The 23,597-nt window shown below is 35.9% G+C and carries 18 protein-coding genes; 1 reads left to right on the forward strand and 17 read right to left on the reverse strand.

Translation table 11 applies throughout. From position 1 onward, the window contains the following. Positions 1–36: 36 nt before the first annotated feature. The 4 genes from DYH63_RS12690 to DYH63_RS12705 form a co-directional block, all read right to left on the reverse strand. The gene (locus DYH63_RS12690) at positions 37–3,822 is read right to left on the reverse strand and encodes a T9SS type B sorting domain-containing protein (protein ID WP_116789161.1); all 3,786 of its coding nucleotides are present in this window, start codon (positions 3,820–3,822) and stop codon (positions 37–39) included. Positions 3,823–4,342: 520 nt separating this feature from the next. Beyond that, positions 4,343–4,555 carry a hypothetical protein gene (locus DYH63_RS12695; protein ID WP_116789162.1) on the reverse strand — a complete coding sequence of 71 codons (213 nt, stop codon included), beginning with the start codon at positions 4,553–4,555 and terminating at the stop codon, positions 4,343–4,345. Positions 4,556–4,623: 68 nt separating this feature from the next. After that, positions 4,624–4,962: a hypothetical protein gene (locus DYH63_RS12700; RefSeq protein ID WP_116789163.1), complete on the reverse strand. Its 339-nt coding sequence runs from the start codon at positions 4,960–4,962 to the stop codon at positions 4,624–4,626. A 3-nt stretch (positions 4,963–4,965) separates the two neighbouring features. Further along, positions 4,966–6,639: a hypothetical protein gene (locus DYH63_RS12705; protein ID WP_162927020.1), complete on the reverse strand. Its 1,674-nt coding sequence runs from the start codon at positions 6,637–6,639 to the stop codon at positions 4,966–4,968. Between the two features lie 170 nt (positions 6,640–6,809). Here DYH63_RS12705 and DYH63_RS12710 point away from each other — a divergent pair, with 170 nt between their 5' ends. Beyond that, positions 6,810–7,187, forward strand: coding sequence for a helix-turn-helix domain-containing protein (locus tag DYH63_RS12710; RefSeq protein WP_116789165.1), 378 nt, complete (start codon positions 6,810–6,812; stop codon positions 7,185–7,187). Between the two features lie 41 nt (positions 7,188–7,228). On the opposite strand, the gene DYH63_RS12715 is transcribed toward DYH63_RS12710, so the two are convergent. The 13 genes from DYH63_RS12715 to DYH63_RS12770 form a co-directional block, all read right to left on the reverse strand. Continuing rightward, entirely contained in the window at positions 7,229–8,422 is a 1,194-nt protein-coding gene (locus tag DYH63_RS12715) for a GIY-YIG nuclease family protein (RefSeq protein WP_116789166.1), read from the reverse strand. Further along, positions 8,415–10,040 carry a DEAD/DEAH box helicase gene (locus DYH63_RS12720; RefSeq protein WP_240408988.1) on the reverse strand — a complete coding sequence of 542 codons (1,626 nt, stop codon included), beginning with the start codon at positions 10,038–10,040 and terminating at the stop codon, positions 8,415–8,417. Before DYH63_RS12720 ends, DYH63_RS12715 begins: the two co-directional genes overlap by 8 nt. Beyond that, the gene (locus DYH63_RS21640; RefSeq protein WP_240408990.1) at positions 9,998–10,351 is read right to left on the reverse strand and encodes a hypothetical protein; all 354 of its coding nucleotides are present in this window, start codon (positions 10,349–10,351) and stop codon (positions 9,998–10,000) included. The genes DYH63_RS12720 and DYH63_RS21640 overlap by 43 nt, the downstream gene beginning before the upstream one ends. 6 nt (positions 10,352–10,357) lie before the next feature. After that, positions 10,358–13,066: a class I SAM-dependent DNA methyltransferase gene (locus DYH63_RS12725; RefSeq protein WP_116789167.1), complete on the reverse strand. Its 2,709-nt coding sequence runs from the start codon at positions 13,064–13,066 to the stop codon at positions 10,358–10,360. Between the two features lie 43 nt (positions 13,067–13,109). Continuing rightward, positions 13,110–14,846, reverse strand: coding sequence for a DUF262 domain-containing protein (locus DYH63_RS12730; protein WP_116789168.1), 1,737 nt, complete (start codon positions 14,844–14,846; stop codon positions 13,110–13,112). A gap of 68 nt (positions 14,847–14,914) precedes the next feature. After that, complete coding sequence (locus DYH63_RS12735; RefSeq protein WP_116789169.1) at positions 14,915–15,910, reverse strand: PDDEXK nuclease domain-containing protein; 996 nt, start codon at positions 15,908–15,910, stop codon at positions 14,915–14,917. Between the two features lie 78 nt (positions 15,911–15,988). Next, positions 15,989–16,543, reverse strand: coding sequence for a hypothetical protein (locus DYH63_RS12740; RefSeq protein WP_116789170.1), 555 nt, complete (start codon positions 16,541–16,543; stop codon positions 15,989–15,991). A gap of 16 nt (positions 16,544–16,559) precedes the next feature. Beyond that, the gene (locus tag DYH63_RS12745; RefSeq protein ID WP_116789171.1) at positions 16,560–17,564 is read right to left on the reverse strand and encodes a relaxase/mobilization nuclease domain-containing protein; all 1,005 of its coding nucleotides are present in this window, start codon (positions 17,562–17,564) and stop codon (positions 16,560–16,562) included. Beyond that, the gene (locus DYH63_RS12750; RefSeq protein ID WP_240408992.1) at positions 17,561–17,944 is read right to left on the reverse strand and encodes a plasmid mobilization protein; all 384 of its coding nucleotides are present in this window, start codon (positions 17,942–17,944) and stop codon (positions 17,561–17,563) included. Before DYH63_RS12750 ends, DYH63_RS12745 begins: the two co-directional genes overlap by 4 nt. Before the next feature lie 120 nt (positions 17,945–18,064). Next, positions 18,065–19,000, reverse strand: a complete 936-nt coding sequence (locus DYH63_RS12755; protein ID WP_116789172.1) for a DUF8464 domain-containing protein — start codon at positions 18,998–19,000, stop codon at positions 18,065–18,067. A gap of 22 nt (positions 19,001–19,022) precedes the next feature. Beyond that, on the reverse strand, positions 19,023–19,295 hold the full coding sequence (locus DYH63_RS12760; protein WP_116789173.1) for a helix-turn-helix domain-containing protein: 273 nt from the start codon (positions 19,293–19,295) through the stop codon (positions 19,023–19,025). Positions 19,296–19,710: 415 nt separating this feature from the next. After that, positions 19,711–20,436 carry a hypothetical protein gene (locus tag DYH63_RS12765; RefSeq protein WP_116789174.1) on the reverse strand — a complete coding sequence of 242 codons (726 nt, stop codon included), beginning with the start codon at positions 20,434–20,436 and terminating at the stop codon, positions 19,711–19,713. Continuing rightward, on the reverse strand, positions 20,417–23,446 hold the full coding sequence (locus tag DYH63_RS12770) for an N-6 DNA methylase (RefSeq protein ID WP_116789175.1): 3,030 nt from the start codon (positions 23,444–23,446) through the stop codon (positions 20,417–20,419). Before DYH63_RS12770 ends, DYH63_RS12765 begins: the two co-directional genes overlap by 20 nt. Positions 23,447–23,597 lie beyond the last annotated feature (151 nt).

Below are 23,597 nucleotides of genomic sequence, written 5' to 3' on the forward strand. Positions count from 1 at the left end.
CTACAATTTGCAGCCATTTTCCTTATCATTTCTTTCTTAATTACTTCTGTTTACATAAACCCATCCGGTTTTCGTTTCATTGTCCATGTTTATTACATAATAATAAGTACCTGTTGGCAATTCATCTCCCCCGTTAGTTTGTCCAAACCATTCATTAGAGTAGTCTGATCTTTTATAAACTTCAAGTCCGTAACGGTTAAATATCTCAATCTTTCTAACGTTAAGTCCTGTAAGATCAAAACGGTCGTTCATATTATCATTATTTGGCGAAATACCTCTCGGAATATCACAGAAAACACCATCTACAGTAAAGCGATACGCATCAGTACATCCGCCTGAAGTACTTACTGTAAGTTCAAACACTAACGGATAATCTTCAGTCCTTATGTTATTACTCACACCATATTCTGTTACATTAAAAGTAGTATCACTTCCTAAAACGGTAGCCTGACCGGCAATTCTCCACTCAAATTGCACATTTGCCACATCAAAGCTATTATTTAAAGACATTCCTTCTAAAATATAGTTATTACCATTAATTGTTGGCCTGCAACCCTGTGCACCTGTTAGCTGTGGCGCACCTGCTTGCGAGGTATTAATAATAACCGGTGGGCTTACTGATGTACAACCCTGAGTATTTTGTACTGTAATGGTGTAGCTACCTGCCGGAAGTGTAAAACTGGTTCCTGCCTGGAATGCACCTCCGTTTACACTATACTGGTATTCTGATCCTAACGGAGCAGTAATGGTTAGTAATCCTGACAAAGAAGCACATGTAGCGTCAATAGTTGTTGCTGTTGCCGCTACTGGCGCTGGCACAGCCGGATTAACTACATAAGGTAAACTTACAGAAGTACAGCCTTGGGCATTCTGTACCGTAACAATATGAGTTCCCGGATTAACAGAAAATATTGTACCCGACTGGAAGGCTCCACCGTCTACACTATATTGATATTCTGCCCCTAATGGTGCCGTGATTATTAATGTACCAGATGTAGTGCCACATACAGGATCTACAGGGGTTGCAGTTGGAGATAACGGTCCGGCCGGAGCAGGATTAATCACGTAAACAGGGCTAACCGAAGTACATCCCTGAGTATTCCTTACCGTAACAGTATAACTTCCCGAAGGAAGTGTAAATAATGTGCCTGACTGGAATGTAACGCCATCTACACTATACTCATATTGGGCACCCAGCGGGGCAGTTACTGTAAGTGTTCCCGTTGTTGACGCACAGGTTAGAGGATTGGCAGGTACTGCCGTTGCAGCTATTGGCGCGGCCGGAGCAGGATTAATAACATATGGTGCACTAACTGATATACAGCCCTGTGTATTCCTTACCGTAATAGTATAACTTCCTGATGGCAGTGTAAACAATGTACCCGATTGGAATGCAACACCATCTATACTATATTCATATTGGGCACCCAGCGGGGCGGTTACCGTAAGTGTTCCCGTTGTTGATGCACAGGTTAGAGGGTCGGCAGGTACTGCTGTCGCAGCTATTGGCGCCGCCGGAGCAGGATTAATAACATATGGTGCACTAACTGATATACAGCCCTGAGTATTTCTTACCGTAACGGTATAACTTCCTGAAGGGAGTGTAAACAATGTACCCGATTGGAATGTAACGCCATCTACACTATATTCATATTGGGCACCCAGCGGGGCGGTTACTGTAAGCGTTCCCGTTGTTGATGCACAGGTTAGAGGATCGGCAGGTACTGCTGTCGCAGCTATTGGCGCCGCCGGAGCATTGCCAATTGTATAAACCGGACTAACCGAAGTACAGCCCTGGGTATTCCTCACCGTAATGGTATAACTTCCTGATGGCAGTGTAAATAATATTCCTGGTTGGAATGTAACACCATCTATACTATATTCATATTGTGTACCAAGCGGGGCAGTTACTGTAAGTGTTCCCGTTGTTGATGCACAGGTTAGAGGATCTGTAGGTAAAGCCGTTGCAGCTATTGGCGCAGCAGGAGCATTGCCAATTGTATAAACTTGGCTAACCGAAGTACAGCCCTGTGTATTCCTTACCGTAATGGTATAACTTCCTGATGGCAGTGTAAACAATATTCCTGGTTGGAATGCAACGCCATCTACACTATATTCATATTGGGCACCCAGCGGGGCGGTTACTGTAAGTGTTCCTGTTGTTGACGCACAGGTTAGAGGATCTGTAGGTAAAGCCGTTGCAGCTATTGGCGTGGCCGGAGCAGGATTAATAACATATGGCGCACTAACTGATGTACAGCCCTGGGTATTCCTTACCGTAACGGTATAACTTCCTGATGGCAGTGTAAACAATGTACCCGATTGGAATGTAACACCATCTATACTATATTCATATTGGGCACCCAGCGGGGCGGTTACTGTAAGTGTTCCCGTTGTTGATGCACAGGCTAGAGGATCTGTAGGCAAAGCCGTTGCAGCTACTGGCGCGGCTGGGGCATTGCCAATTGTATAAACCGGGCTAATCGAAGTACAGCCCTGTGTATTCCTTACCGTAACGGTATAACTTCCTGATGGCAGTGTAAACAATATTCCTGGTTGGAATGTAACACCATCTATACTATATTCATATTGGGCACCCAGCGGGGCAGTTACTGTAAGTGTTCCCGTTGTTGACGTACAGGTTAGAGGATTTGCAGGTAGAGCTGTAACATTTACAGCCGGAGTCACCTCAAGCTGAGCAGCATTAGTAATTAAAGTACAACCGGGAGTGGTTATAACACAATAGTATTGAGTGTCATCAAGATTAGACGTTACACTATTTACAGTAAGTATAGCAGTAGTAGCCCCGGAAAAATTGGCTCCTGTTACATTTACCCACGCTCCGGAAACAAGCATTTTCCACTGATATGTAGCACCCTGAGCCGGTGCCACAACTGTAGAAAATGTAGCCTGCCCTCCGGCACATACTATATAATCCTGAGGCTGTGTTATTACATCTACCACAGGACCTCCCGTAGCAGGTGGGCCGTTGGGCTCACCAAGGTCACTACAATTCATCCCAACAATATCCCAGTCAGCAGCCCTATAAGCTGTTGTAGGCGCCACAATACCTGTATTAGACTTACGCTTTACAGTATAACCTGCATTACTGGGTGCTTTAGAAATATCTATAACCACACCATTCTTTTTTAGCCTGAATACATCATTACCATTTATACCAGACCCCATTGTTGCGTCGACACGTGCAGTACAACCCGGGTCGCCGCCATTATTACGTGAAACTACATTATAAGTAGACTCTGGATCTATAGATCCCTGTAAAATAAGAGTATAATCCGGCACTAAAGCAGGATTAGTAAGATCTGTAAAATTATCTCCAAAACGCTCTAGAACATACTCTCCATTGAAATCTATTGTAGTTGTAGAGGATGGATTAGTAAGCTCTATCATTCCATAACTTAGTGGTACATGGTCATATAACTCTGATATATAAATCTCAGGGGTTATACAGGCAGAAGTCAGTACTGTAAATACACCTCCTGTTGCCACGCACCCATTTGTGGTAACCCTTATTGTACCGGTTGAAGCCCCGGCAGGAACCGCTGCCAAAATCTCTGAATCGGATACTACTGTATATCCGGGTGATTGTATTCCGTTAAAACGCACAGACGATGTGCCTATACCAAGATTGAAGCCTGAACCATTTATTGAAATGATTGTACCTACCGGTCCGCTAGAGGGAGTATAGGTGTTTACAAAAGTATTTGTACAGGGTTGTTGGGCTGTTGCAGTAATTGCAAAAAGCAAAAAAAAGACACACCACAGCTTTGAGAACGGCTGAAATAGTTTTTTACTTGTCATAATGTCATATTGGTTTACGCACGTAAAATGCCACGCAATATATCATACAATAAATGAAAAAGAGTTAATGTTACTTTACCAAATAGTTAGTTGATTGCTCATAACTAAAACACAAATATTTAAAAAACAGGCATTTAACTCACAAAAAACTCATGGAGGTGATACTCTTGCTTTTTAAGCCAACTAATTGCATGCTTAAAGTATAAATCCTGTAAATTTTTGTAGTGATTCGCTATCCCTTTGGAGATTATAAGGTGGAATAAATAGAAAACCCCTTAAATCATACGATTTAAGGGGTTTTTAGTCGGGGTGGCAGGACGATGCCTACTCTCCGCAAATATCTTTATATCAATCCCTTGATAATCCCTTTTGCAATCCGCTCACCGTTTTGCTCACATTTAAGCTATTCGGTAACGGGTGCAAATATAGGCTTTTTTACAATAAAATAAAGTATTGTATGGAAATTTTGCCTTGATTCGTGATAGTCCTTAATTTTGATTTTTTTTCTATTTCTTTATACTCATAGAGCAATCACCTTACCGTCCTCATATTCTGCTACCATAACGCCAGCCTTGCTGTAAACTAATGGTTGCCCTTTCGCAAACAAGATTCGCCTTGTGTTTTCGCTAATATCCTGTCGCCAAACTTCCTTTTCTTCGTCAGTCATATCGAAGAAATTCTTTTTCATTCTACCTTTCCCTATAAAATCTTCTTCTTTGATTATTAATTCCATAAAAGTTTTAATGGTAATTAACTAATTGTCCTAAAAATAATGATTTTTTAGGATTAAATACTGCATACTTATTCTTCTTGTTTGAGTTTCTGATGCAGCGCATAACACTCGTCCAGAATGATTGACTCCTCCATTGGGATTAGTTGATACGCGAGTCCTAGCACGCATGAGATATTAGTATGCGATACCGACATTGATGAGGGCAAAATATCCTCTTCGGCTTCAAGGGCTGCCATACAGACCTTCATGATATCCATAATAGTCAAGATTAGGTCATTGTATCCTGAGAAACTCAATTCCACACCAAAACCTTCCCTGCGGAAGCGTTCATTACAAACATTGAATTGGCTGGCATTTTTAATTCTTTCTGCGAAGTCTAATGCTTCTTTGATTTTATCATTTTCCATAGCTTATAAAATTAGATGTGATTTATAGAGTGCATCGAGTTTGGCAAAAGCCAGTTGTTTTATTTCCCAAAAACAATCCGTGCAGCGCAATTCCAGTTCGTTGCTGTCTTCAATAGCGTATTGGTTTACTACTTTATAGCGTATCATATCAGGATTAGCCGATAGCAACAGGTACATTGAGTTATCATCTTCCCGACGGAAATACAATGAGAAATCTTTATCGGTAATAAATTGCAGCAGCGCAAACAGATGCCCAATATTTACGCGGTTTGGCCTGTAGCCAAGAAATAGTTCTATGAAACCAAGGCAACTGTTTACGATAGCCTGGTGCAGCATTGTGTTTTTCAATAGTGCGTCATCGGGATTGGTAAGTGACTTAGCCGTATTAAAATGGCTTTCTGCCAACAGCGCACGGTTGCGCCAGTAGTTTACCGAATACTCTAAATCCTTTTCAAACGGTTGGTCGGTAATATTTAAATCACTGCCCACTTGAAAACCATTAGCCGTAAGTTTGTTGAAAAACCATCGGTCGTTATCACGCTTTTTAGGCATTGACTGTTTACGGTGTAGCAGCACTGTAACCTTGTGCTTTTTACCAAAAGCATCCCTTACCTTGGCTTCAATCATAGCAGCGGGGTTGTCTTTCGGTTCGAGAGTATAAACTAACAGGTAAAAGTGATAACCGGGGTTGAAGTAATTAGACTTCGTTTTTTTAATTTCAGTATTAAATAGTTTGTAGCCAAAGCAGAAGACCGCCCTTGTCTTGATATAATCTTTGATAATGCCGTTTATCTGTTGCAGTACCTGACTCGCAAAATAATCTTCAGGCAACTTCTGTTCGAGGATGCCAAGTCCAACCGTTGCAGGTTGGTGTAAGGTTTTGAGTTTTGCCTTGTAATCCACATACAGTTTGTTGTACAGGCTCCGCGCTTCTCCATAAAACTGACGCACCTTTTTGTTCGCTTCTTTAAGCGTATCAATATCTACTTCAAATTCTGTTTTGTACATGATAGCGTTTCGTGAGGCATTTAGGAACTCAAATAAACTTTTTTCCTCATCGGCATTTGGATTGATAATATCATCAAGGGACGGCGCAAAATCTGCAACCCATCTGTACTGACCAAATAAGTCCTGCCCGCCTTTTAGCCCTTCCCCATGTAATTCAGAGATCATCATGTATATAAAGCGCAAGCCCTGATGCAGCGCATAGACGGCTTCAAGGTAGCTTTCGTTTTGCATATAATCGCTGTACAAACGCAGGTACGCATCAATGGCGTAAATCATTTCGCCCGTGCGTTTTCGGAGGCGGTATGTGTGATACTTGGTTTTAAGTTTCACAGGGTAAAAAACCTTTGCTTCAGGCAGGCAGTACACAAGGTTCTCTGCATTGCAATGCATTATAAAATAAGGGAATCCTTTTTTATAAGCATGTTCTACCCAATGACCGCTAAAATACTTAAACACGATATCAGGGTGGTCATCCGCCAGTTTACTATCATGCAGCGCATCGTCGTCCTGGGCATTATTATCGCTCATGATAACTGACACCAGCGTTTTGTGTTCCAAGGGTGAAACATACACTGCATCGATGTGCAGAAAACTGACCAAATGATTAACGGCCTCTGTCAGTTCTTCGTGATTGGGAAAGGCCTTCGGGATTTTAATTTCATACTTCATAAACTCCATTTTTGCTGTGTAACATCAGTGAAAAAGCTTATTTTTGCTTATACACAGCAAGTAACAACCTCATAGTAGCGTACCGAACCACAGCGGGTTGTATGTTACCAGTTACAGTTAGTGTTTTACCAACTAAATATTTCTTACAGAATTTTGAATACCTTTGAGTTATGAGCACAGCAACTAAAAATCACATAGGAAGAAAGATTAGCCGCATACGTGAACTGCGTGGCATGAAGCAAGAAGCACTAGCCCAAGCTTTGGGAATAAGCCAGCAGGCGGTTTCTAATATAGAGAATAGCGATACTATTGAGGAAGCAAAATTGCAAGACGTAGCGAAAGCACTTGGTGTCACCGCTGAGGCAATAAAGAACTTTTCTGAAGAGGCTGCAATAAACTATTTTAATAATTTCAACGATAGTAGCGAAGGAACCTTTAATAATCACTGTACCTTTAATCCAATAGATAAAGTTGTTGAGTTATATGAAAGATTAGTTCAGGCTGAAAAAGATAAAGTAGCTTACTTGGAAAAATTGTTGAATAAATAATAAATGTTATTAAAATAGAAAGGCTGCCCTCGGCAGCCTTTCTATTTTGATTTTAAGCAAAACATTTGTTCGTCATATTCGTAATTAACTATATCACCAGATAAAATAAGTTGGATTACCTTCTCTATTATTTCAATAGGAGCCACAAACCATTCCCTTGGTGTATATCTTTTACCTTTGTCATCAAATAAATCCACGCTTAAACATACCTTACCAAAAAAGCGGTGTAATAGATTTTCAAATTTCTGAGGATTAAGATTATAACACTTGAAGGAACTTACCAAAACAACATCAGCCATTAAATAAGTCGGTTCTTTTGCCGCGTTCTTAATTCTTTCCTTTACATCAATAGTTGAATAACCTATTTTATATAAATCTTGTAAAGGTGCAATTTGTGAATGGGTAGATTTTGATTTTAATATGTATATCCAGCCTGTTTGTAAATCTTCTTCATTTACCATATTGGCATTATTAAATAATGCATTTTCATCAGTATCACTGCTATGTGTCACTACTTTGCCATTATTATAAAGTTGCTTAGCTAAAGACCTGTAAAGCATATTGCTTTCTGTGCCATTCTCAAATACACATCTGGTTCTTCCATCTTTTCTGATACGCTTACCTGTAGGCAACGTTTTATCTTCAGTTTCAATATCTACTTTTTCAAGTAAAAGCATTATCCCATCCATTACGTAAAAAGCTCCTTCTTGTAGATTATCTTCTTTAAATGCAACCAATTTTCGCTTACCTTCTCTAAGGTCTTTATGTATGAGCTTGAACATCGGTTCATAAGGTTCAAATTCTTTCAAAGGTTTTCTGCGGGCCACATAGTCTGGGTCTTCTCTGTCTCTTAAGGTAACATTCGTGAGCTTAAAAATAGATAATGTTTCATCTGTATCTAAAATACCCAAATCATCATCCTGTAAAATATCTTCCACTGATTTAATCTCTTCTTTTACTATACCCAGCAAATTAAATTTATCATAAGGCTTTAAGAGACCCTTCTTTTTTTCATCATTTCTAAATGTTTTTAATCTTGAAAGAAGCTTAAATTCAGTGACATTTGTTGCCTGAGGTTCACGTCTGTTCTTATCGAAAAATGTATTAATTTCCTCAAAAGACTCTATTAGTCTTTCATCTTCAGTTTTCACATTAGATTGCTTAGGGGTACTATTTAATATCCCTAATTCATCATCGTCAAATATATCCTGTAATGTCTTTTTCTTATTATCCATTTGCCATAGCTTTACGCTTCTGCTCTTTTAAGAATATTATTGCTTCAGCTAATCTCCGTTCTTGAGGGTCAAAAGCCTGTATACTTGGCTGCTCACCTGTGCGTGAAATCCAGTTTTTTATTTTAGGCCACAAAATTATAGCTTCTTCTTCTGTCATTTGTATTCGCGTGGCATCTATTGTTTCTTGAATAGCCTTAAATATAGATGCTGTAACAGATTTAGAAAGTATCTCAAATGCTTTTTGGAAAGGATTTATTTTATCTATGAGGTCAATATGTATATCATCAATATTTACAAAACTATCTGCCATCCTAATAAACCTCTTGTCTCCCTGCATTTCAATATGCCCATTTTTTATTACAGAGTCAATTACTACATGCTGACGTACTTCTTCAATTTCTTCATCAGTTAAGTCGGGATACGTCTCCTTTATTATTTTAGGTATAAGAACTTTATTTATCACTTCCGGATCGACATTCCCAGGCATAGCTTTAAGCATAGTGTCATCCTGCAATATGGTAGCTTTTAAATCATTTATATCAGATTCAATAATTTCTTTAACCCTTGTTGAAGAAGGTTGTTTAAAACCATTTATCCTGATAGTATTTTCATCATCTTCAGAAGTATCTTCTTCTTCATCAGGATATTTAGGTTTGAATTTAAAATTAGGGGCTAATACTTGTTCCATTAAAAGGGAAGCTGTAATGGCCTTCAGCATATTATTTACAGACAGTTTCACTTCGTCATTTTCAGCATCAGGCTGTGCAATGAGGTTAGTAAATTGAGCGTGGGACTTATTACTGCTGTCCCTCGTAGCCCTGCCAATAATCTGGATAATTTCAGTCAGTGATCCCCTATAACCTATAGTTAAAGCATGTTCGCAGAAAGGCCAGTCAAAGCCTTCTTTTGCCATTCCTAAGGCAATTATGATATCAATGTCTTCGGGGCTATTTACATTTCTTAGATAAGCTTGAATTTTATCCCTTTCTTTTTGATTGTCGTTTACTAAATCAGCAACTTTTAATATTTTTCCTGTTGTTTTGCTTATAACGTGCATAACTCCAGTTTCAGGGTCTTGATAATCTAATTCCCCTAAACTGTCAATAATTCGGTTAACCTCTTCATATTTGTCCTTAGTAGATTCTCCCGCGTTTACATTAGGAATGTGAATAATAGTTTTCTTATTTTCATCCAAAATTTCATCAATGGCGGAAGTATATCTGCCTTGATAAAAGTGGTAGCCTATACCTAAAGATTTAAGATATTCGTAGCCATTAAGCTGCTCATAGTAGTTATAAGTAACTTTAGTAAATTTTGCTTCATCTTCAGGTAGCAATACTGGTACACTATCACCCCTGAAGTACGAACCTGTCATAGCCACTACGTGGGCTGTAGAGTTTGACATTACTGACCTTAAAACTTCACCTAACCTGTTATCGCCATCTGCGGATATATGGTGAAACTCATCTATTGCCAGTACTACCTCATTAAAGGCTTTTTCGTCAACTGCCTCAAAGGCAAACCTTAATGTGGCGTGAGTGCAAATAAGTATTTGTTCATCACTATTCAAAAAGTTCAAAAAAGAAGTAACCTTACTTTTATCGCCTCCGGGGTGCAAAGATTATATTTTGGATTAGGATTCCAGTTTGCAAAGAATCCATATTTAGATAATTCGGTTTTGCCAAAAGAAGCACCTATAGACCTTTCAGGTACAGCAACAATGACTTTTTTAAGCCCTTGATGTACCAATTTATCTAAACCAATGAACATCAATGCTCTCGATTTACCTGAGGCTGGTGGAGCTTTAATTAGCAGATATTGAGCGGTACGGGCTTCGAATGCACGAGCCTGCATCTCTCTCATTCCAAATTCATTTGTGCTTTTACTTTTACCTGTTTGGTTATATTGAACATGAACTATATTTGGCATCGTATTTTATTTTTTAGTCTTTTTTTTCTTTGTAGAAACAACATTTTCATTTGTCATTTCCTCATACAATTTAAACAAATATTCTAAACGTTCATTATCACTTACAAAAGGCTTTAACCTATAACATCTTTCTATAGCAAGATCCATCTCATGATGTGCGTCCTTTAATGATTTAGGCATTTTAATAGGGTCATACAATTGAGATAAATTCTTTTCAGGATATTTTTCTCTTTCTTCTAGTACACTAAATAAATGTAAATTGATGTTTTCAATCTCCTTTGCGGAAATTTTTGGTAACGGAAATGTATTGTAACAAATGGAAGAAGAATATCTTATGTCTTCTCTTAATCTTCCGGCTACTGCCTTTACCCACGCCATATGCATTCTTGACGTAATTACACCAAAAACCCAAGTTTCGCAATCATAAATTATTTGAGCAGAATTTGGAACAATCTCATGAGGATTTATAAAACCACATGGAATATATTTCCTCCGTTGAGAAGAAACTACTGGCACAATAACTGATTGATTGGATGTCTCATAAAACTCTCTGAATTGATGAGATTTATTTGCAATTTTATTTTGTCCAGCATCGGTACTTTTTAAACGCTCTTCTCTTACCTGTGCAACTCTATCTTCTATAACTTTATATTGCTTCGCTTCATACAATTCGCTATCAGTTATCCAAAAACAATACCTTTTTTCATTCTTAATAAATTCGGAAGAGCCAATCAAAGGTCTAATAAATTTTTCTATGCCTGTATTTTCTGAAACTATTTTATCTTTTTCAATGGAGTTAAGAATTAATGCAGAGCAGCAGCCTGTATAATTTCCTCTCATCATTTCAGGTAATCCACTAATTGATGAACTTAAACCATTTATGTATATAGTTTTTGCAGGAGCTAAATATGGATTAATTTCTTTTACTTCAGATACTATATTTGATTCGGAAAAAAGAAGTTTTCCCGAGTTTGACTTATTTGCTACTCCTATTATTACACAAGTTACACCCGCGCTGCCTTTAGCATTATTTCCCCATTTGAATGATTCATAAGCAAAATTAATTTCTAATTTATCATTTAGAACTAAAGGCCACAAAATTGGAACCTGTTCTCCTTGACAGATAGAATTAGTTGTAACGAAAGCATATTTCGATTTTGTTTCTATTATATACTGTGAGGCGAGCAAAAACCAACACGAAATATAATCTAATTTTCCATATTTTCGAATCATTGAAAACACCGCTTTCATCTCCTTTTTCTGCTGGGCATCTTGGTTGCGAGTTCCTAAATAGGGTGGATTACCTAAAATATATACTTCATCATTATCATTTTTGGGACATATAGTTTGCCAGTCAATTCTTGTAGCATTCCCGCACGTAATATGTCCCGCTTCTTTAAGAGGTAAAATAGGTTTAGCTCTACCGTAATCAAATAATTCATTTATGAAAACTTTGTTCATTTGGTGTTCAGCGAGCCATAATGATAGTAATGCCATTTCATGGGCAAAGTCATCTAATTCAATCCCATAAAACTGGGATAGTTTAATATCAGTATATACAGTTTCCGTTTGATAAGATTTACCTTGTTTTTTTAGAAAGTCAATCTGTTTCCAAATTTCGATTTCTAAGTTCCGTAGTTCTTTGTATGCTATAATTAAGAAATTTCCACTACCACAAGCTGGGTCAAATATTTTTACCTTTCCTATCCTGTTTATAAGCCTTCTTAAAGCCCTTTCATTATCTCTGTTTTTTTCCAGTTCCTCTTTTAAGTCATTTAAAAACAATGGCTCAATTACTTTCATTATATTAGGAACAGAAGTATAGTGCATACCTAAACCACTACGATACTCAGGATTAACTACTGCCTGTATCATTGAGCCAAAAATGTCAGGATTAATTTCACTCCAATTAAGTTCCCCACACTCAATAATAATTTTTCGGGCTTTCTTAGAAAACTTCGGTGCGTAAATGGTATCACGAAATAACCCTCCATTCACATAAGGGAATTTTTGAAGGTAAGCTGCTTCTTTACTATTGTCTTCAGTATTTAAAACATGAAAGAGTTTGTTTAAAAACTCATGTACATCACTTCCATCATCTTTGGTGTGCTGTACGAGTGTAGATGTAAATATGCCCTCCTCAGGGAATATATCTGTATCTTCAGCAAAAAAACAGAATAACAGTCTCGAAAGGAAAATATTTAAATTATGGCCTCCATCGTCATAAATACCTGAGTTTTCATGCACGAGAATATCGTATAGTTTAGCCATCTCATAGGAGGCTTTTCTGTCAGCGTAATTTTCATTCGTATGCTGATATTTTTCCTGTCCTGCCCAAGGTAAGAAGAAATCGAAATGCCTTGATACCTCTAAGATAGGAGTATCTAAGGTAAGCCCTTTTCTAGTATCTTTAGCTAATAAAGTCTTGTAATCGGTTACAATTACAAATCTCGGGTTATGCTTTAATGCACCTTCATCTTTAGTAATCTCGTCAATAGTTATTAACAACTTGTCCGAATCAACCTCTTTAAATAGTACTTTCTTTTTATATAAAACCTCGCCCGGAATTTTAGACATATTAAAATCACCAGTACGTAATCTGGTTATCGATGTCTTAGAAATACCATAGGCCAATAATAAATCGTATATGAAATTATCCTTGTTAAAATTCGTAACAAGTGATTTTACATTTTTTTCAATTTGGGTTGAGTTCATGTGTAAGAGAAAATATTTATAAAGTGCTTAAGACCAGATTTAATTAGCTGTTTAAATATTCTTCTAAAGTTGGTATTAAATAACTTTTATCAATGTTGTCAAAACTCCATTTTCGCATAGCAAAATTAGATAAATGTTTGTGTCGCTTTTCAATTGATGTTATTTTCCAAGTATAATTAACTTCGGTTGATTCCGCAAATTCTCTTATTTCAGCTTGTTGATTCAATAATGGGTTTGAATTATATGATGCAATCTTTTCACTAAAAGGCCTATTACCAATAGATGAATTATGTGAACCCGAGATTAACATTAGATTCCCTAAAGAATTTAAATGTAGATTGACGAATTCTTCAGAATATGAAGAGTTTTCATCTACCTCATATCCGCTCTTTATATGGTCTCCATTAGTAGGGGTTTGTGGGGAAATATGCTCTATTTGCTCATTTTCTAATGAAAACTTTCTGATATTATAACCTTTATTTTGAATTGAAGATTCGTATTCCCATAATAAGTAATGCAATATGCTATTTCCATAAATAGCTCCATTTAAATAATGTTTTGTTTGTATATCTCCCCAATACCAAGATTCATTCAATTTATTCTTGATATCGTTTATTAAATCTAATAGGTTACCATCAAATTTAAGCAATATACTATTTAACCTTTCTTGAATATTCGCTCGACTGTTAATTAATTTCGTTCTAAAGGTTACTATTTCAAGGACGTTAAATAAAGTATTCATTCTTCTATCATCTGAGCCAAAAGATTTGTATCCTTTAATGATAAATGGATATATAAATGCTGGAATTTTTAAGGACTTAAGTTTCTCAGCATATAATATTTGGGTTCTTTCAAACTTTTTAAGATTAGAAAAGGTTGTATGAAGTTCGTTAATGTAAGTTTTAATCCACTCAACCTTATTATTAGATTGCTTGAACAAATGCTTTACATCATTTAAACTTCTATAATTGTAACCATTCACATAGGCGTTATTGTGATAAAGCAATACGCTGTCTTCATTTAATTTAAGGTCATTTATTAAAAGATATATTGACTTGAAAATATTAGAAATATTTTCAATATTAGATTCAATTTCCTCTGGCTCACTGTAAACATACATTTGATACATAAAATAAGATTTTATCTTTTCCATGTTTGTCAAATCTTTGCCTCTATTATTTTCCAATTCAAACATTAATGCTGAATCCTTCTTGCCATCAAGTTCAATAACTGTTAATTCAGTCCCCTGTATTTTCTCAAGGATTTTTAAAATTATATCTGTAGATAATTTGTCAAGTTCTTCACTAAAGAAATCTTTAGCAGATTTAATTCTTATTTGTGATTGTGAATGCATTTCAAAATTATCATTGTTATCTATAATGATTGCATCATAACAAGCTCTGTCATATTCAACTGGGCGTAATTTTATATTGCCTTCATTTTTCAAATAAATATGCTTTAATAAGACTGGGTCAAATTCTTGAATTAAGTCCACACTACGCTTTCCAAGTACATTTATAATTGAACGTATAAATATTGTAAGAGTAGTGATTCTCTGTTGTCCATCTATTATTTCGTATTTTACATCCTTTTTTATGGTTTCTAAGAGGATATTACCATAGAAATAATTGTTTTGTCCTTCAATTTGTTCTAAAAGGTCATTCAAAAAAGTTCTCCATTCAGATTTATCCCAAGAGTATGCCCTTTGATAAACAGGTATTACAAAATGCTTTTGAGAACTGTCAAATAGGCCTAATGTTGTTTTATTGTAAAAATGCATTTAGTGATTGATTTGTAAGGTTATTGAGGAAGGAAATTAAGAAAAAACAATTCACTTATGTGATTTTTTTAGCCTCTTTTTTCTATTTCTTTTTTAAGTTCCTCAATTAGTTGTTGTTCAGTTGGTAGGTAAAGTTTATACTCGCTTGCAATGATGGTTTTATTATCTTCCGGTAAAGAAATTTTTACTACTGCATTGTTTTTTTCGGCACACAGTAGAATCCCTATTGTAGATTTCTCAAAATCCTGTTTTTCATATCGGTCATAGTAATTGACATACATTTGTAATTGCCCGACATCTTGGTGGGTAAGCTTGTGTGTTTTTATCTCGATGATTACAAAACATTGCAATAGGCGGTTATAGAAAACAAGGTCTATGAAAAACTCATCTCCTTCGATGTGAAGCCTCTTCTGCCGAGCAACAAATGCAAAGCCATTTCCAAGTTCAAGTAGAAAATCGTGTAGATGAGTTATAATAGCCTGCTCTAAATCTTTCTCGTAATACGATGCTTCCCTGTGCAATCCTAAAAATTCAAGATACATTGGGTCTTTTATTATTTCCTTCGCATCTGAAGGATGTTTTTCGTTACGCGCTACTGCTAATACACTTTCCTTATCGTTGCTTAAAAGTAAACGCTCCCAAAGACTGCTATGTATCTGCCTTTCTAACTGGCGTGTGGTCCAATTGTTTTTAATTGCTTCTGCTATATAAAATTCTCTTTTATCTTCGTTATCAAGACGTAAAAGCATTTTATAATGTGTCCAGCCCAATTGCGAACGCACTGCGTTCGCAATTGGAAAAGTTCTGTAAAATTGTCGAAAGAGTTCTATCTGCCTTTTAGAAAAACCACTCCCAAATTCCGGTTCTAATTCCTCTGATATTAATTTCGTGAGATAATTACCATAATCTGCACGGTCTTTTCCCTGTTGTTCTTCTTCAAAAATACGTCTGCCAATCTGCCAATACATTAGTGTGCGCTCGTGGTCTACCGCACGTATGGCCTTTTCCTTAGAGGAAACGATGATAGCTTTAATATCTTGTATTAAGGATTGGTCTAAAATCATGTGATAATTATAAGAGTGTAAATTTACAAAAGTATTAGATGATGATTGCTGACAAGGGTTAAAAGCTCTATTCAATTCTTATTTATCTTTTTCTGAATCTGAAAAATTATAGGCTTTGTCCATCATAGTCTTTGTGGCTTTTCCATTATGTTTATACATGTAGCTCCAGGCTTGCTTGATTTTCTCATTCTCCAAGTGCTGTTTTTGAACTTCTTTCATACTTTGTGTGTAATCTAATCCCCAACTGTATGCAAATTTTAAAGCAAATAGCGCTACTGCCAATAAAAACCAACGTCCAAAAACTATTTTATAGAAAAGCTTAGCATCCTGTTCCGGGAAAAGCAATATCTGAAGTTTCCTGGTAACGCTCTTAGGCTCCCTGCCAATCATGTATTTAATATCCAAAAATCCTTTTTCCAATGCACTTTTTACTGGGGCGGTATCTATACTTATTGGAACATCACTTTTAGCTAATTGCTGCTCATTAAATACATCAAGTTTTTTTCCAAGATTATCTATAGCGATAATCAGTTCGCCGATATTTTGATTCGTCGTTTTTTGTTCAACCGTAAATTCTTCAAGTACTAATTGTAGTGTATCTTTATCAAGTCTATTTTTTCCATTCGTTTCCATAGTCATTCATCATTTGTTAGTGTCTCATACCTGGCTTCCTTTTCTTTTTAGGTTGTCGGATTAGTTCAGGATCTCTATAATCTGAAGTATATTCAGGAGTCAATAGTTGCCCTAAAAGCCCTGTGATTTGTTTTTCAACCGATTCAAAAGAAGTTTCGTGGTTAAACTGCTGACTTTTCGCTGATTTAAAGTTATTGGTACGGGTGGCGCTATCATCTAAACGTTCATTCTTTTGGCTCGCCCGTTTCGCGTCAAGCTGCTGCTGTAAGCTTAATATCCTTTCAATCTTGGTCAGAGAAAAACCAACCTCACTACCTTTAAACTTTACTTTTTTATCATCCACAAAGGATATACCTCTTCCTTTTAAAATTTTATATCCTAAACCTTTCATCTGCTTTTCAAAGGCCGGGTAGCTACTGGTTTGTTTTAAAGTTTGCTGTATATCCGCTTTCAGTTTTTCTTTCCGGCTGTCGTGTCTGGGCAGTTGCCTGTCCGTTGCTGATAGGAATTTCCTAGGGCTTAATACTTGCTGCAAGCCGCATTGCTTTTCAAGCTTCCGGCAGAGTTCTGCCATCCGCTTATAACTGTTGCTGTCTGTAGCTACCTTTCCATCAAAGCCTACCCGGTTGGCAGCAACATGGATATGCTGCTCTTTGGTATCCTTGTGTAGTACGCAGATGTATTGATGGTCGGCTACGCCAAACGCTTTAGCACAAGCCCTGCCCATGTCGGTTAGTTGCGCCTTGGTCAATTGTTCTCCCGGTGCCAACCGTAAAGACAAATGCAGCATTGTTTTTTCAATACGGCTACTTAGCTTGCTTACATCTTTGAACTGCTCGGTGAGTTCATATTTGTTGCCAAAGCATTTGTTGTATTCCAGTACCTCCGCACGCTCGCTGTGCTGCAAATGGTCGCTTGCAGCAAGCGCTAATTTCTTTTCTTCAGATAGTTCTTTTTTATCTTCCAGTACATAACTGAGCAGGTGATAAATTGAAGCCCCTATGGACACATGCCCAATCATAAGAGGTAGTTTTTTATTTGCTGGGCAAGCTCTTTCACTTGGCCGGACTGTACTTTGAGTTCTGCCCGTTCCAACGGGTTAAGCTCGTCATTGCTGTTGCGTTTTTTTGCAATCTGGTTCAGGTTTGCAGCCATGTGGTTTAGCGTTGCGGTAAAGCTTAAAACTTCTTTTGGCAAGGCTTTATTCCTGAAATTAATTTTTGAAGTCAGCCCAAGTTCACGCAGGTATTCTGATATGGTAAGTTTTGCTTTTCTTGCTTTGGCTTCAATAGCCTTACGCTCAAAGAGTGTACACTTGATTGCCATTACCTGGTTCCTTTTAATCTCTTTGGGAGGCCTGCCGCCTTTATTCTTATTGTTGTCATTCACTCCTTCCATCATCTTTAACCATTACAATTTTTTGAATGCGGTAGCATGAAAAAAATCCCTCAACGAATGCGATAGCATGAGTTGAGCCAGCGTTTTGGTTTTACCAAAACATAGCTGGCTACCACTCAGACGTCATATAGACCTTCCATGCTTTTTAACTGGTTTAATTGTTTCAGGCTGCTTTAGCCAGTCGTTCAAATCCTTATGATTTTTGTATAGTATACTTTGGTCTGTAAACTTTTCAGGGTTCCTTTCCAAAGCTTCTTTAGTGAGTTTCATACCTGCCTCATCCCTGTCAAGGTAGAGGTTAACACGTTCATGCTTCTCCATAAGCTCCCAGGACTTTTGAAAAAAGGCAAGGGAGTTTAATACTATAAAATTTGGTGGCGGTTCAGCTGCTTTTTGGGTTATCGCTTTATATGACAGAAAGTCGAAAAAGCCTTCAAAGACATTTAGGGATTTTGACCCGACATCTATGAAGCTTACGGCCTTTGGCGAACTGCTACCTTTAAAATATTCGCTCCTTAGTTCATACCCTCCTGTATCATTTTTAAATCCGATAGCAGTCTGCTTTTTACCGTACAACGTAAAGTCAACTTCATGGCAATATTGCCTGGCAACCTCCAATGGGATATTCCGTTTTTCCAAATAGTTCATCAAGCGACTATCCGAAATAACCCTGCTATCTGTAACCAATATTTTGGCCTCACTATCCTTCTTTTTTTCACCGGCAGAAATGCTATTGGAACTATTCGATAGCTTCGGTTTCTCCTGCTGTTGAAAAAGAAAGGTTTCGGCATTACCAGTCGATAACTTTTGCAGTAGTTCACTTGTGGTACAACGGAAGTATTCCTTTCCAAAATCGATCAGGTCACCGCCCTTGCCCATCCCGTGGTCGTACCAAACATTTAGCTTCCGGTTGACTTTAAAAGAAGCGGTCTGTTCGTTTCGTAAAGGGGATTGATACCAATAATCTGCGTTTCTGATTTTTGACGGTTCATATCCGAGCGAAGCGAGGAAATCCACAAGGTCAATCTGTTTTGCTGTGGCACAGGTTAGCTTATCCATAGCTTATAAGATTAACTTTAACTTATTCGCCAGTGCCGTCCATTAGCTTCAGTATATCCTCATAACGGTAGTACAGTAAGCCACCAATTTTGCTAAACGGCAATGTGCCATTGATACGTAAATTTTGCAATGTACCTGCTGAGATGCCTAACAGCTTTCGTACTTCAAAGCTTTTAAGCCAGTTGCGTTGTTCTTCGCCACGCTTGCGTGGGAATGCCTGAAATTTGCGGATTTCTTCCAATAAATCTTTTTTGAATCGTTCAAGGTCGTCCCTTGTAATTAGCTCTACATTCATCTTCCTTCATTTTTACATTAAACAAAACCTTTTGCAGGCCGTAAAACAAATGATAAGTTTACAGCCGTTTTGATTACAAAGTAAAGGAGGGAACACTATAAAAAGATGACCATTGTGAGAGTTTGGTCAGGTTTCAATTGGTTTTGGAGCGATTTGAAGTCTTGCCTTTTTTCCGGCCGTACCAAGATTTGCTATAAAATAGTTTAGCAAAATGATATTTGATAACTAAATTGTGCTCATTCTTGATCTTATCTATAATCAAGGAAACCACTAATTTGTAACAGAAGTTGAAAAGAAGAGGGGACAGAGGAATCGAATGTCTTCCTTAAAGGGCGTAAGTTGAAAGTCCTGTAACTAAAAAAATATTGATTATATGGATTCTCCGACCACTCCCCACAAGAAGTATCAACATCAACTATTTTTGAAAAGTAAAATCAAAAAGCATATGGTGTATTTTAAATTCTGTGCTTAGACGTAAGTGTAGGCTGTCAAAAGTAAATGGATTTTCTTCTATTGAATTATCCTTCGTACTAATTAAATCGCCCTCGGGAGAAATCAAAAATTTATCACTTAACTTTTTCAGAATTGCAGTTTTTATGTTATAGCCGTCGCCATCTATAATAAAGCCAATCATTCCGCCAAAGGTTAGATTTTGAGCATACTTCCCATTGAAATAGCGTAAAACTCCACCATCAAAGATATTTTCATCATTAGCGTCTTTCTTATAGGTATTGTAATAAACATACTTATCTACCAAATCTTTACTACCATCTAAATTTTTGCATTCAAAATAGAAATCTTGATTTTTCCAATATGTATTATGAATGGTAATATCATAATTACCTTCTACATCCTCATCATTTGTTTCTTCTCCCTTTACAGAAAAATTAAAACCAAACTCTCTGTTTGCTTTCAATTTCAGGCGTACAAATTTTGCTATTTCCCTTTCAGTTCTTGGATATTGCTTTTTCTTTTCTTCTTCTATTTTAGACTTTAATTCAACACTATCATAGTTGTTATAGAAATCAAGCAAATAATAAAACACCCATTTTTTCCAAAACTCATCATCTAAGGTCTTTAGTTGGCGAGTATCGAATGGTAATGGTGCTGGCTTCTTAATCCTAATGTATTCCCTCTCCATTCACATTAGGTATTAATCGTTTTAAAATATCCTGCCCATCTTCAAAGGCTTTCGTTTCTGTCCAGTTTTTGTTTATATCTTCTTTAATAATGAAGACACAATCTTTCCCGAAAATCTTTTCCTGACTTGCTAAAAAGTTTGCATTTGGGTTTTCCTCAAAAATTTCATTAAGCAAATATTTCTTTGCTTTAGTAGCAATAGGACTGTTGGGGTTATTATTAAAGGATATTTTTACAACTATTAAATTGAAATCTGTAGTGGTTTCTTCGATGGTTATTAAACTTTCAAAATAAAATCCTACTAATTCTTTTAAAGTATTCTTATATCCATCTAAAGCATTTCTCTTTCTTCCAATTCTTGATTTTGGAAGAAAATAATCGTTAACTCTCTGCTTGTCCCAATAAGATAATTCATACAAACCGTATATCAGCTCATTTAATTCTTGTTCTTTTTCAGCATAATGATAAGTGCCATTTAACAACTCTTGACTTATAGCTGATATTCGAGAAACTTTTTCTTCGTTTAATAACCTTGGAATAGGTATGTTACAAAAATCAGATTTATCAATTTTTGAATGAAAGTCAAATATCCTCTTTCTTAGAACAAGATTTATATAATAGTTTACAACTCGTGAGTTTAATATTGCCGTAAATAAATAATAAAGGTCTGGGTTAGTTAACTTAATAACGTGAACATCAAAGTTGAAATATATTTTTTCATTTGTATATACTGCCTTCAAATTCTGACCAATTCTGCCCCATAAAATTCGGTCTCCCTGATAAATATCTTCGTTATATCCTTTACGTCTAAAATTTGAAATATCATTAGCGTAAGAATTAATCCCTTCTATAACAAAATTATCAATATTTTTTGAAGTTATGAGGGGTGTCGGAAAATCTTCGCTTTTTAAAGGTTGACTATACTTGTTACAATAATTTTCAAGATATTGCTTTTTATTAGAATTGTAAGTTTCTCTTGTTATCCCAAATTCTTTAATAATTACATCTACACCAGCTAACTGCAAACCAGTATGAATGAATAGTGTATTGTTTTCACGCTTTTTTATGAAATTAACAATAGCGGTACTGCTTTCATCGACTGAGTTTATTAGTTCCAAATCAAATTGATTTCCCACTAAGTAATCTCTTAATCGAACTTTATTGTCAACTAATTCTTTTTGGTTTATTTCAATTATTTTATCCTCTTGGATTATTAGTAATTCAAAAGGTTTTTCAGAGAACAGACCTAAATCTACAGGATGGTAATCGATGTTTTCATCTTGATTACTATTTGTAAAAATCACTGCTATGACGCTTTCTTTTGCTTTTTCAAATAAAATCTTTTTAACTCTTGAGAGTTCATAAACTTTTTCAATCCCGTAATTAGCATAAAAATAATTTTGGAAAGGTTCAGAATAATAAAAATTAGAACTGTTTGAAACAAAACCAAACCTAGTATTTTGATTGCTCCAGTCTTTAATTTTTAAAAAGAAACATTGTGAAATTTGTGCATCACTTACAATATTCTTCGCAAGAGTTTTGTTGCCATCTGACAATGAAACTTGGTAAGAATTTAAAAATGATATTTCATTTTTAAACTCAGAAGTATTCGGGATTTCAAAGAATGGCGGATTTCCGACTATGTACGAGAATACCTTTTCTTCAAAAGGTATTTCTGAAGAATTAAGGGTGTTAGCGTGTTTAATATTCTGAAAAAAGGAATACTCTGAAAATAGGTTAATCTTCTTATTGTCCTTTAATTCTTTAGCAATAAACTCTTTTATTTCTTCCGGATTAATCCCAATAAAAATCTGTAAGGAAAGAGAAAATAACGTAAATCGTTGTGCCGTTAATTCTTTTTCTATTCCAAATATATTTTCAGACAAAAGCTGTGTCCGGTATTTTATCTTTTCAATACTGTCTTGTGGTTCTAATTTTAGCTTTTGTGCAATTTCTAAAAGTCTTTGATACCCTGTAATCAAAAACATTCCTGACCCACTTGAAGGGTCTAAAATTGAACCTATTTTATCATCGTTTATTACATCATCTACAATTAGCTGAGCTAGTTTTTTTGGAGTATAATAAATGCCATTTTCTTTCTGCTTTTCAGACAAAAAGACCTCATAGATATAACTTATAAATTCAACCGGTAAAACGTCAAATCTGAAATCAAATAGTCTTAACTGCCCCGTGCTTACATTGTGGTTAAAAGACTTGGCGATAATGTTACAGACTTCACTTGTTAGATACTTTTCGTCAATTTTTGGAGTATCAAAAAGTGAATTGTTGAATATTTCGTGTATAATACTATACAAATCATTGATGTCTTTTTTAGCGTTATTTTCTAATAATTTCTCATAGTTAAGAGTAGTATCATTAAAATAGTGACTAAAAAAATATGAGTTGATAATATGGTTATCCTCTAAATACTTTATATATAACGTTCTGTCAATCAGAGCTTGAACTACTTCATTCCTAATATTTTCATCAGATATGGATTGTAATAATAACTGATTTAATTGCTCCTTTAAAGCTTTTAATGTAGAAACTAATTCTTTATCAATTCCTTTATATTTCGCCTTATTGATAAAAGAACGATAATTTAACCAAAACACTCCGCTATCAAACTGCCAGTGTTTTATTTTATCTATGGTGTCTAAATCCTTTTTTGTAGTTGAAAAAACCTCTAAAACACTTTCTTTATTTGAAAATTTAGGCGAGTATTTTGCGTAGAACATTACTACCTCCGCAGCTTCATTAGGAAAATAGAAAATTATATCTGCATCGTTCTTATTCCAAACATATTTTCTAAACTGTTCAAGTTCTGTTGTTTCTAACCAAGAAGTAACAATATAAAAAGAGGTATTGGTATTATTCGGACTTTTATAAAAAAAAACCGAATTTTCAAGTTTTTGAGATAAAGTAGCTTCTTTCTCAATATCAATAGATTTTGGCTTCAAATCAACGTTGAAGTCAAAACCTAAATTAGAAAAAAACTCTACATAAGTCATTGATTATATTATTGTTAGGCTTTTTATTAAAAGCAAATACACCGAGGGTAAAGTTAGAGAAAACTTTTCAAAAAGTTGTTATGCAATAAGGTTTAAATGGTGTTTAAATACTATTTAAAAATATAATAAAGTAAACTATGAGAAACCTAAC

Source organism: Flavobacterium psychrotrophum (assembly GCF_003403075.1).
GTDB classification, from domain to species: domain Bacteria; phylum Bacteroidota; class Bacteroidia; order Flavobacteriales; family Flavobacteriaceae; genus Flavobacterium; species Flavobacterium psychrotrophum.

What these genes read in the sequence shown, in the direction of transcription:
- DYH63_RS12690 (WP_116789161.1), bottom strand. Translation starts at nt 3,822, where the DNA reads ATGACAAGTAAAAAACTATTTCAGCCGTTCTCAAAGCTGTGGTGTGTC.
- DYH63_RS12695 (WP_116789162.1), bottom strand. Translation starts at nt 4,555, where the DNA reads ATGGAATTAATAATCAAAGAAGAAGATTTTATAGGGAAAGGTAGAATG.
- DYH63_RS12700 (WP_116789163.1), bottom strand. Translation starts at nt 4,962, where the DNA reads ATGGAAAATGATAAAATCAAAGAAGCATTAGACTTCGCAGAAAGAATT.
- DYH63_RS12705 (WP_162927020.1), bottom strand. Translation starts at nt 6,639, where the DNA reads ATGAAGTATGAAATTAAAATCCCGAAGGCCTTTCCCAATCACGAAGAA.
- DYH63_RS12710 (WP_116789165.1), top strand. Translation starts at nt 6,810, where the DNA reads ATGAGCACAGCAACTAAAAATCACATAGGAAGAAAGATTAGCCGCATA.
- DYH63_RS12715 (WP_116789166.1), bottom strand. Translation starts at nt 8,422, where the DNA reads ATGGATAATAAGAAAAAGACATTACAGGATATATTTGACGATGATGAA.
- DYH63_RS21640 (WP_240408990.1), bottom strand. Translation starts at nt 10,351, where the DNA reads ATGCCAAATATAGTTCATGTTCAATATAACCAAACAGGTAAAAGTAAA.
- DYH63_RS12725 (WP_116789167.1), bottom strand. Translation starts at nt 13,066, where the DNA reads ATGAACTCAACCCAAATTGAAAAAAATGTAAAATCACTTGTTACGAAT.
- DYH63_RS12730 (WP_116789168.1), bottom strand. Translation starts at nt 14,846, where the DNA reads ATGCATTTTTACAATAAAACAACATTAGGCCTATTTGACAGTTCTCAA.
- DYH63_RS12735 (WP_116789169.1), bottom strand. Translation starts at nt 15,910, where the DNA reads ATGATTTTAGACCAATCCTTAATACAAGATATTAAAGCTATCATCGTT.
- DYH63_RS12740 (WP_116789170.1), bottom strand. Translation starts at nt 16,543, where the DNA reads ATGGAAACGAATGGAAAAAATAGACTTGATAAAGATACACTACAATTA.
- DYH63_RS12745 (WP_116789171.1), bottom strand. Translation starts at nt 17,564, where the DNA reads ATGATTGGGCATGTGTCCATAGGGGCTTCAATTTATCACCTGCTCAGT.
- DYH63_RS12750 (WP_240408992.1), bottom strand. Translation starts at nt 17,944, where the DNA reads ATGATGGAAGGAGTGAATGACAACAATAAGAATAAAGGCGGCAGGCCT.
- DYH63_RS12755 (WP_116789172.1), bottom strand. Translation starts at nt 19,000, where the DNA reads ATGGATAAGCTAACCTGTGCCACAGCAAAACAGATTGACCTTGTGGAT.
- DYH63_RS12760 (WP_116789173.1), bottom strand. Translation starts at nt 19,295, where the DNA reads ATGAATGTAGAGCTAATTACAAGGGACGACCTTGAACGATTCAAAAAA.
- DYH63_RS12765 (WP_116789174.1), bottom strand. Translation starts at nt 20,436, where the DNA reads ATGGAGAGGGAATACATTAGGATTAAGAAGCCAGCACCATTACCATTC.
- DYH63_RS12770 (WP_116789175.1), bottom strand. Translation starts at nt 23,446, where the DNA reads ATGACTTATGTAGAGTTTTTTTCTAATTTAGGTTTTGACTTCAACGTT.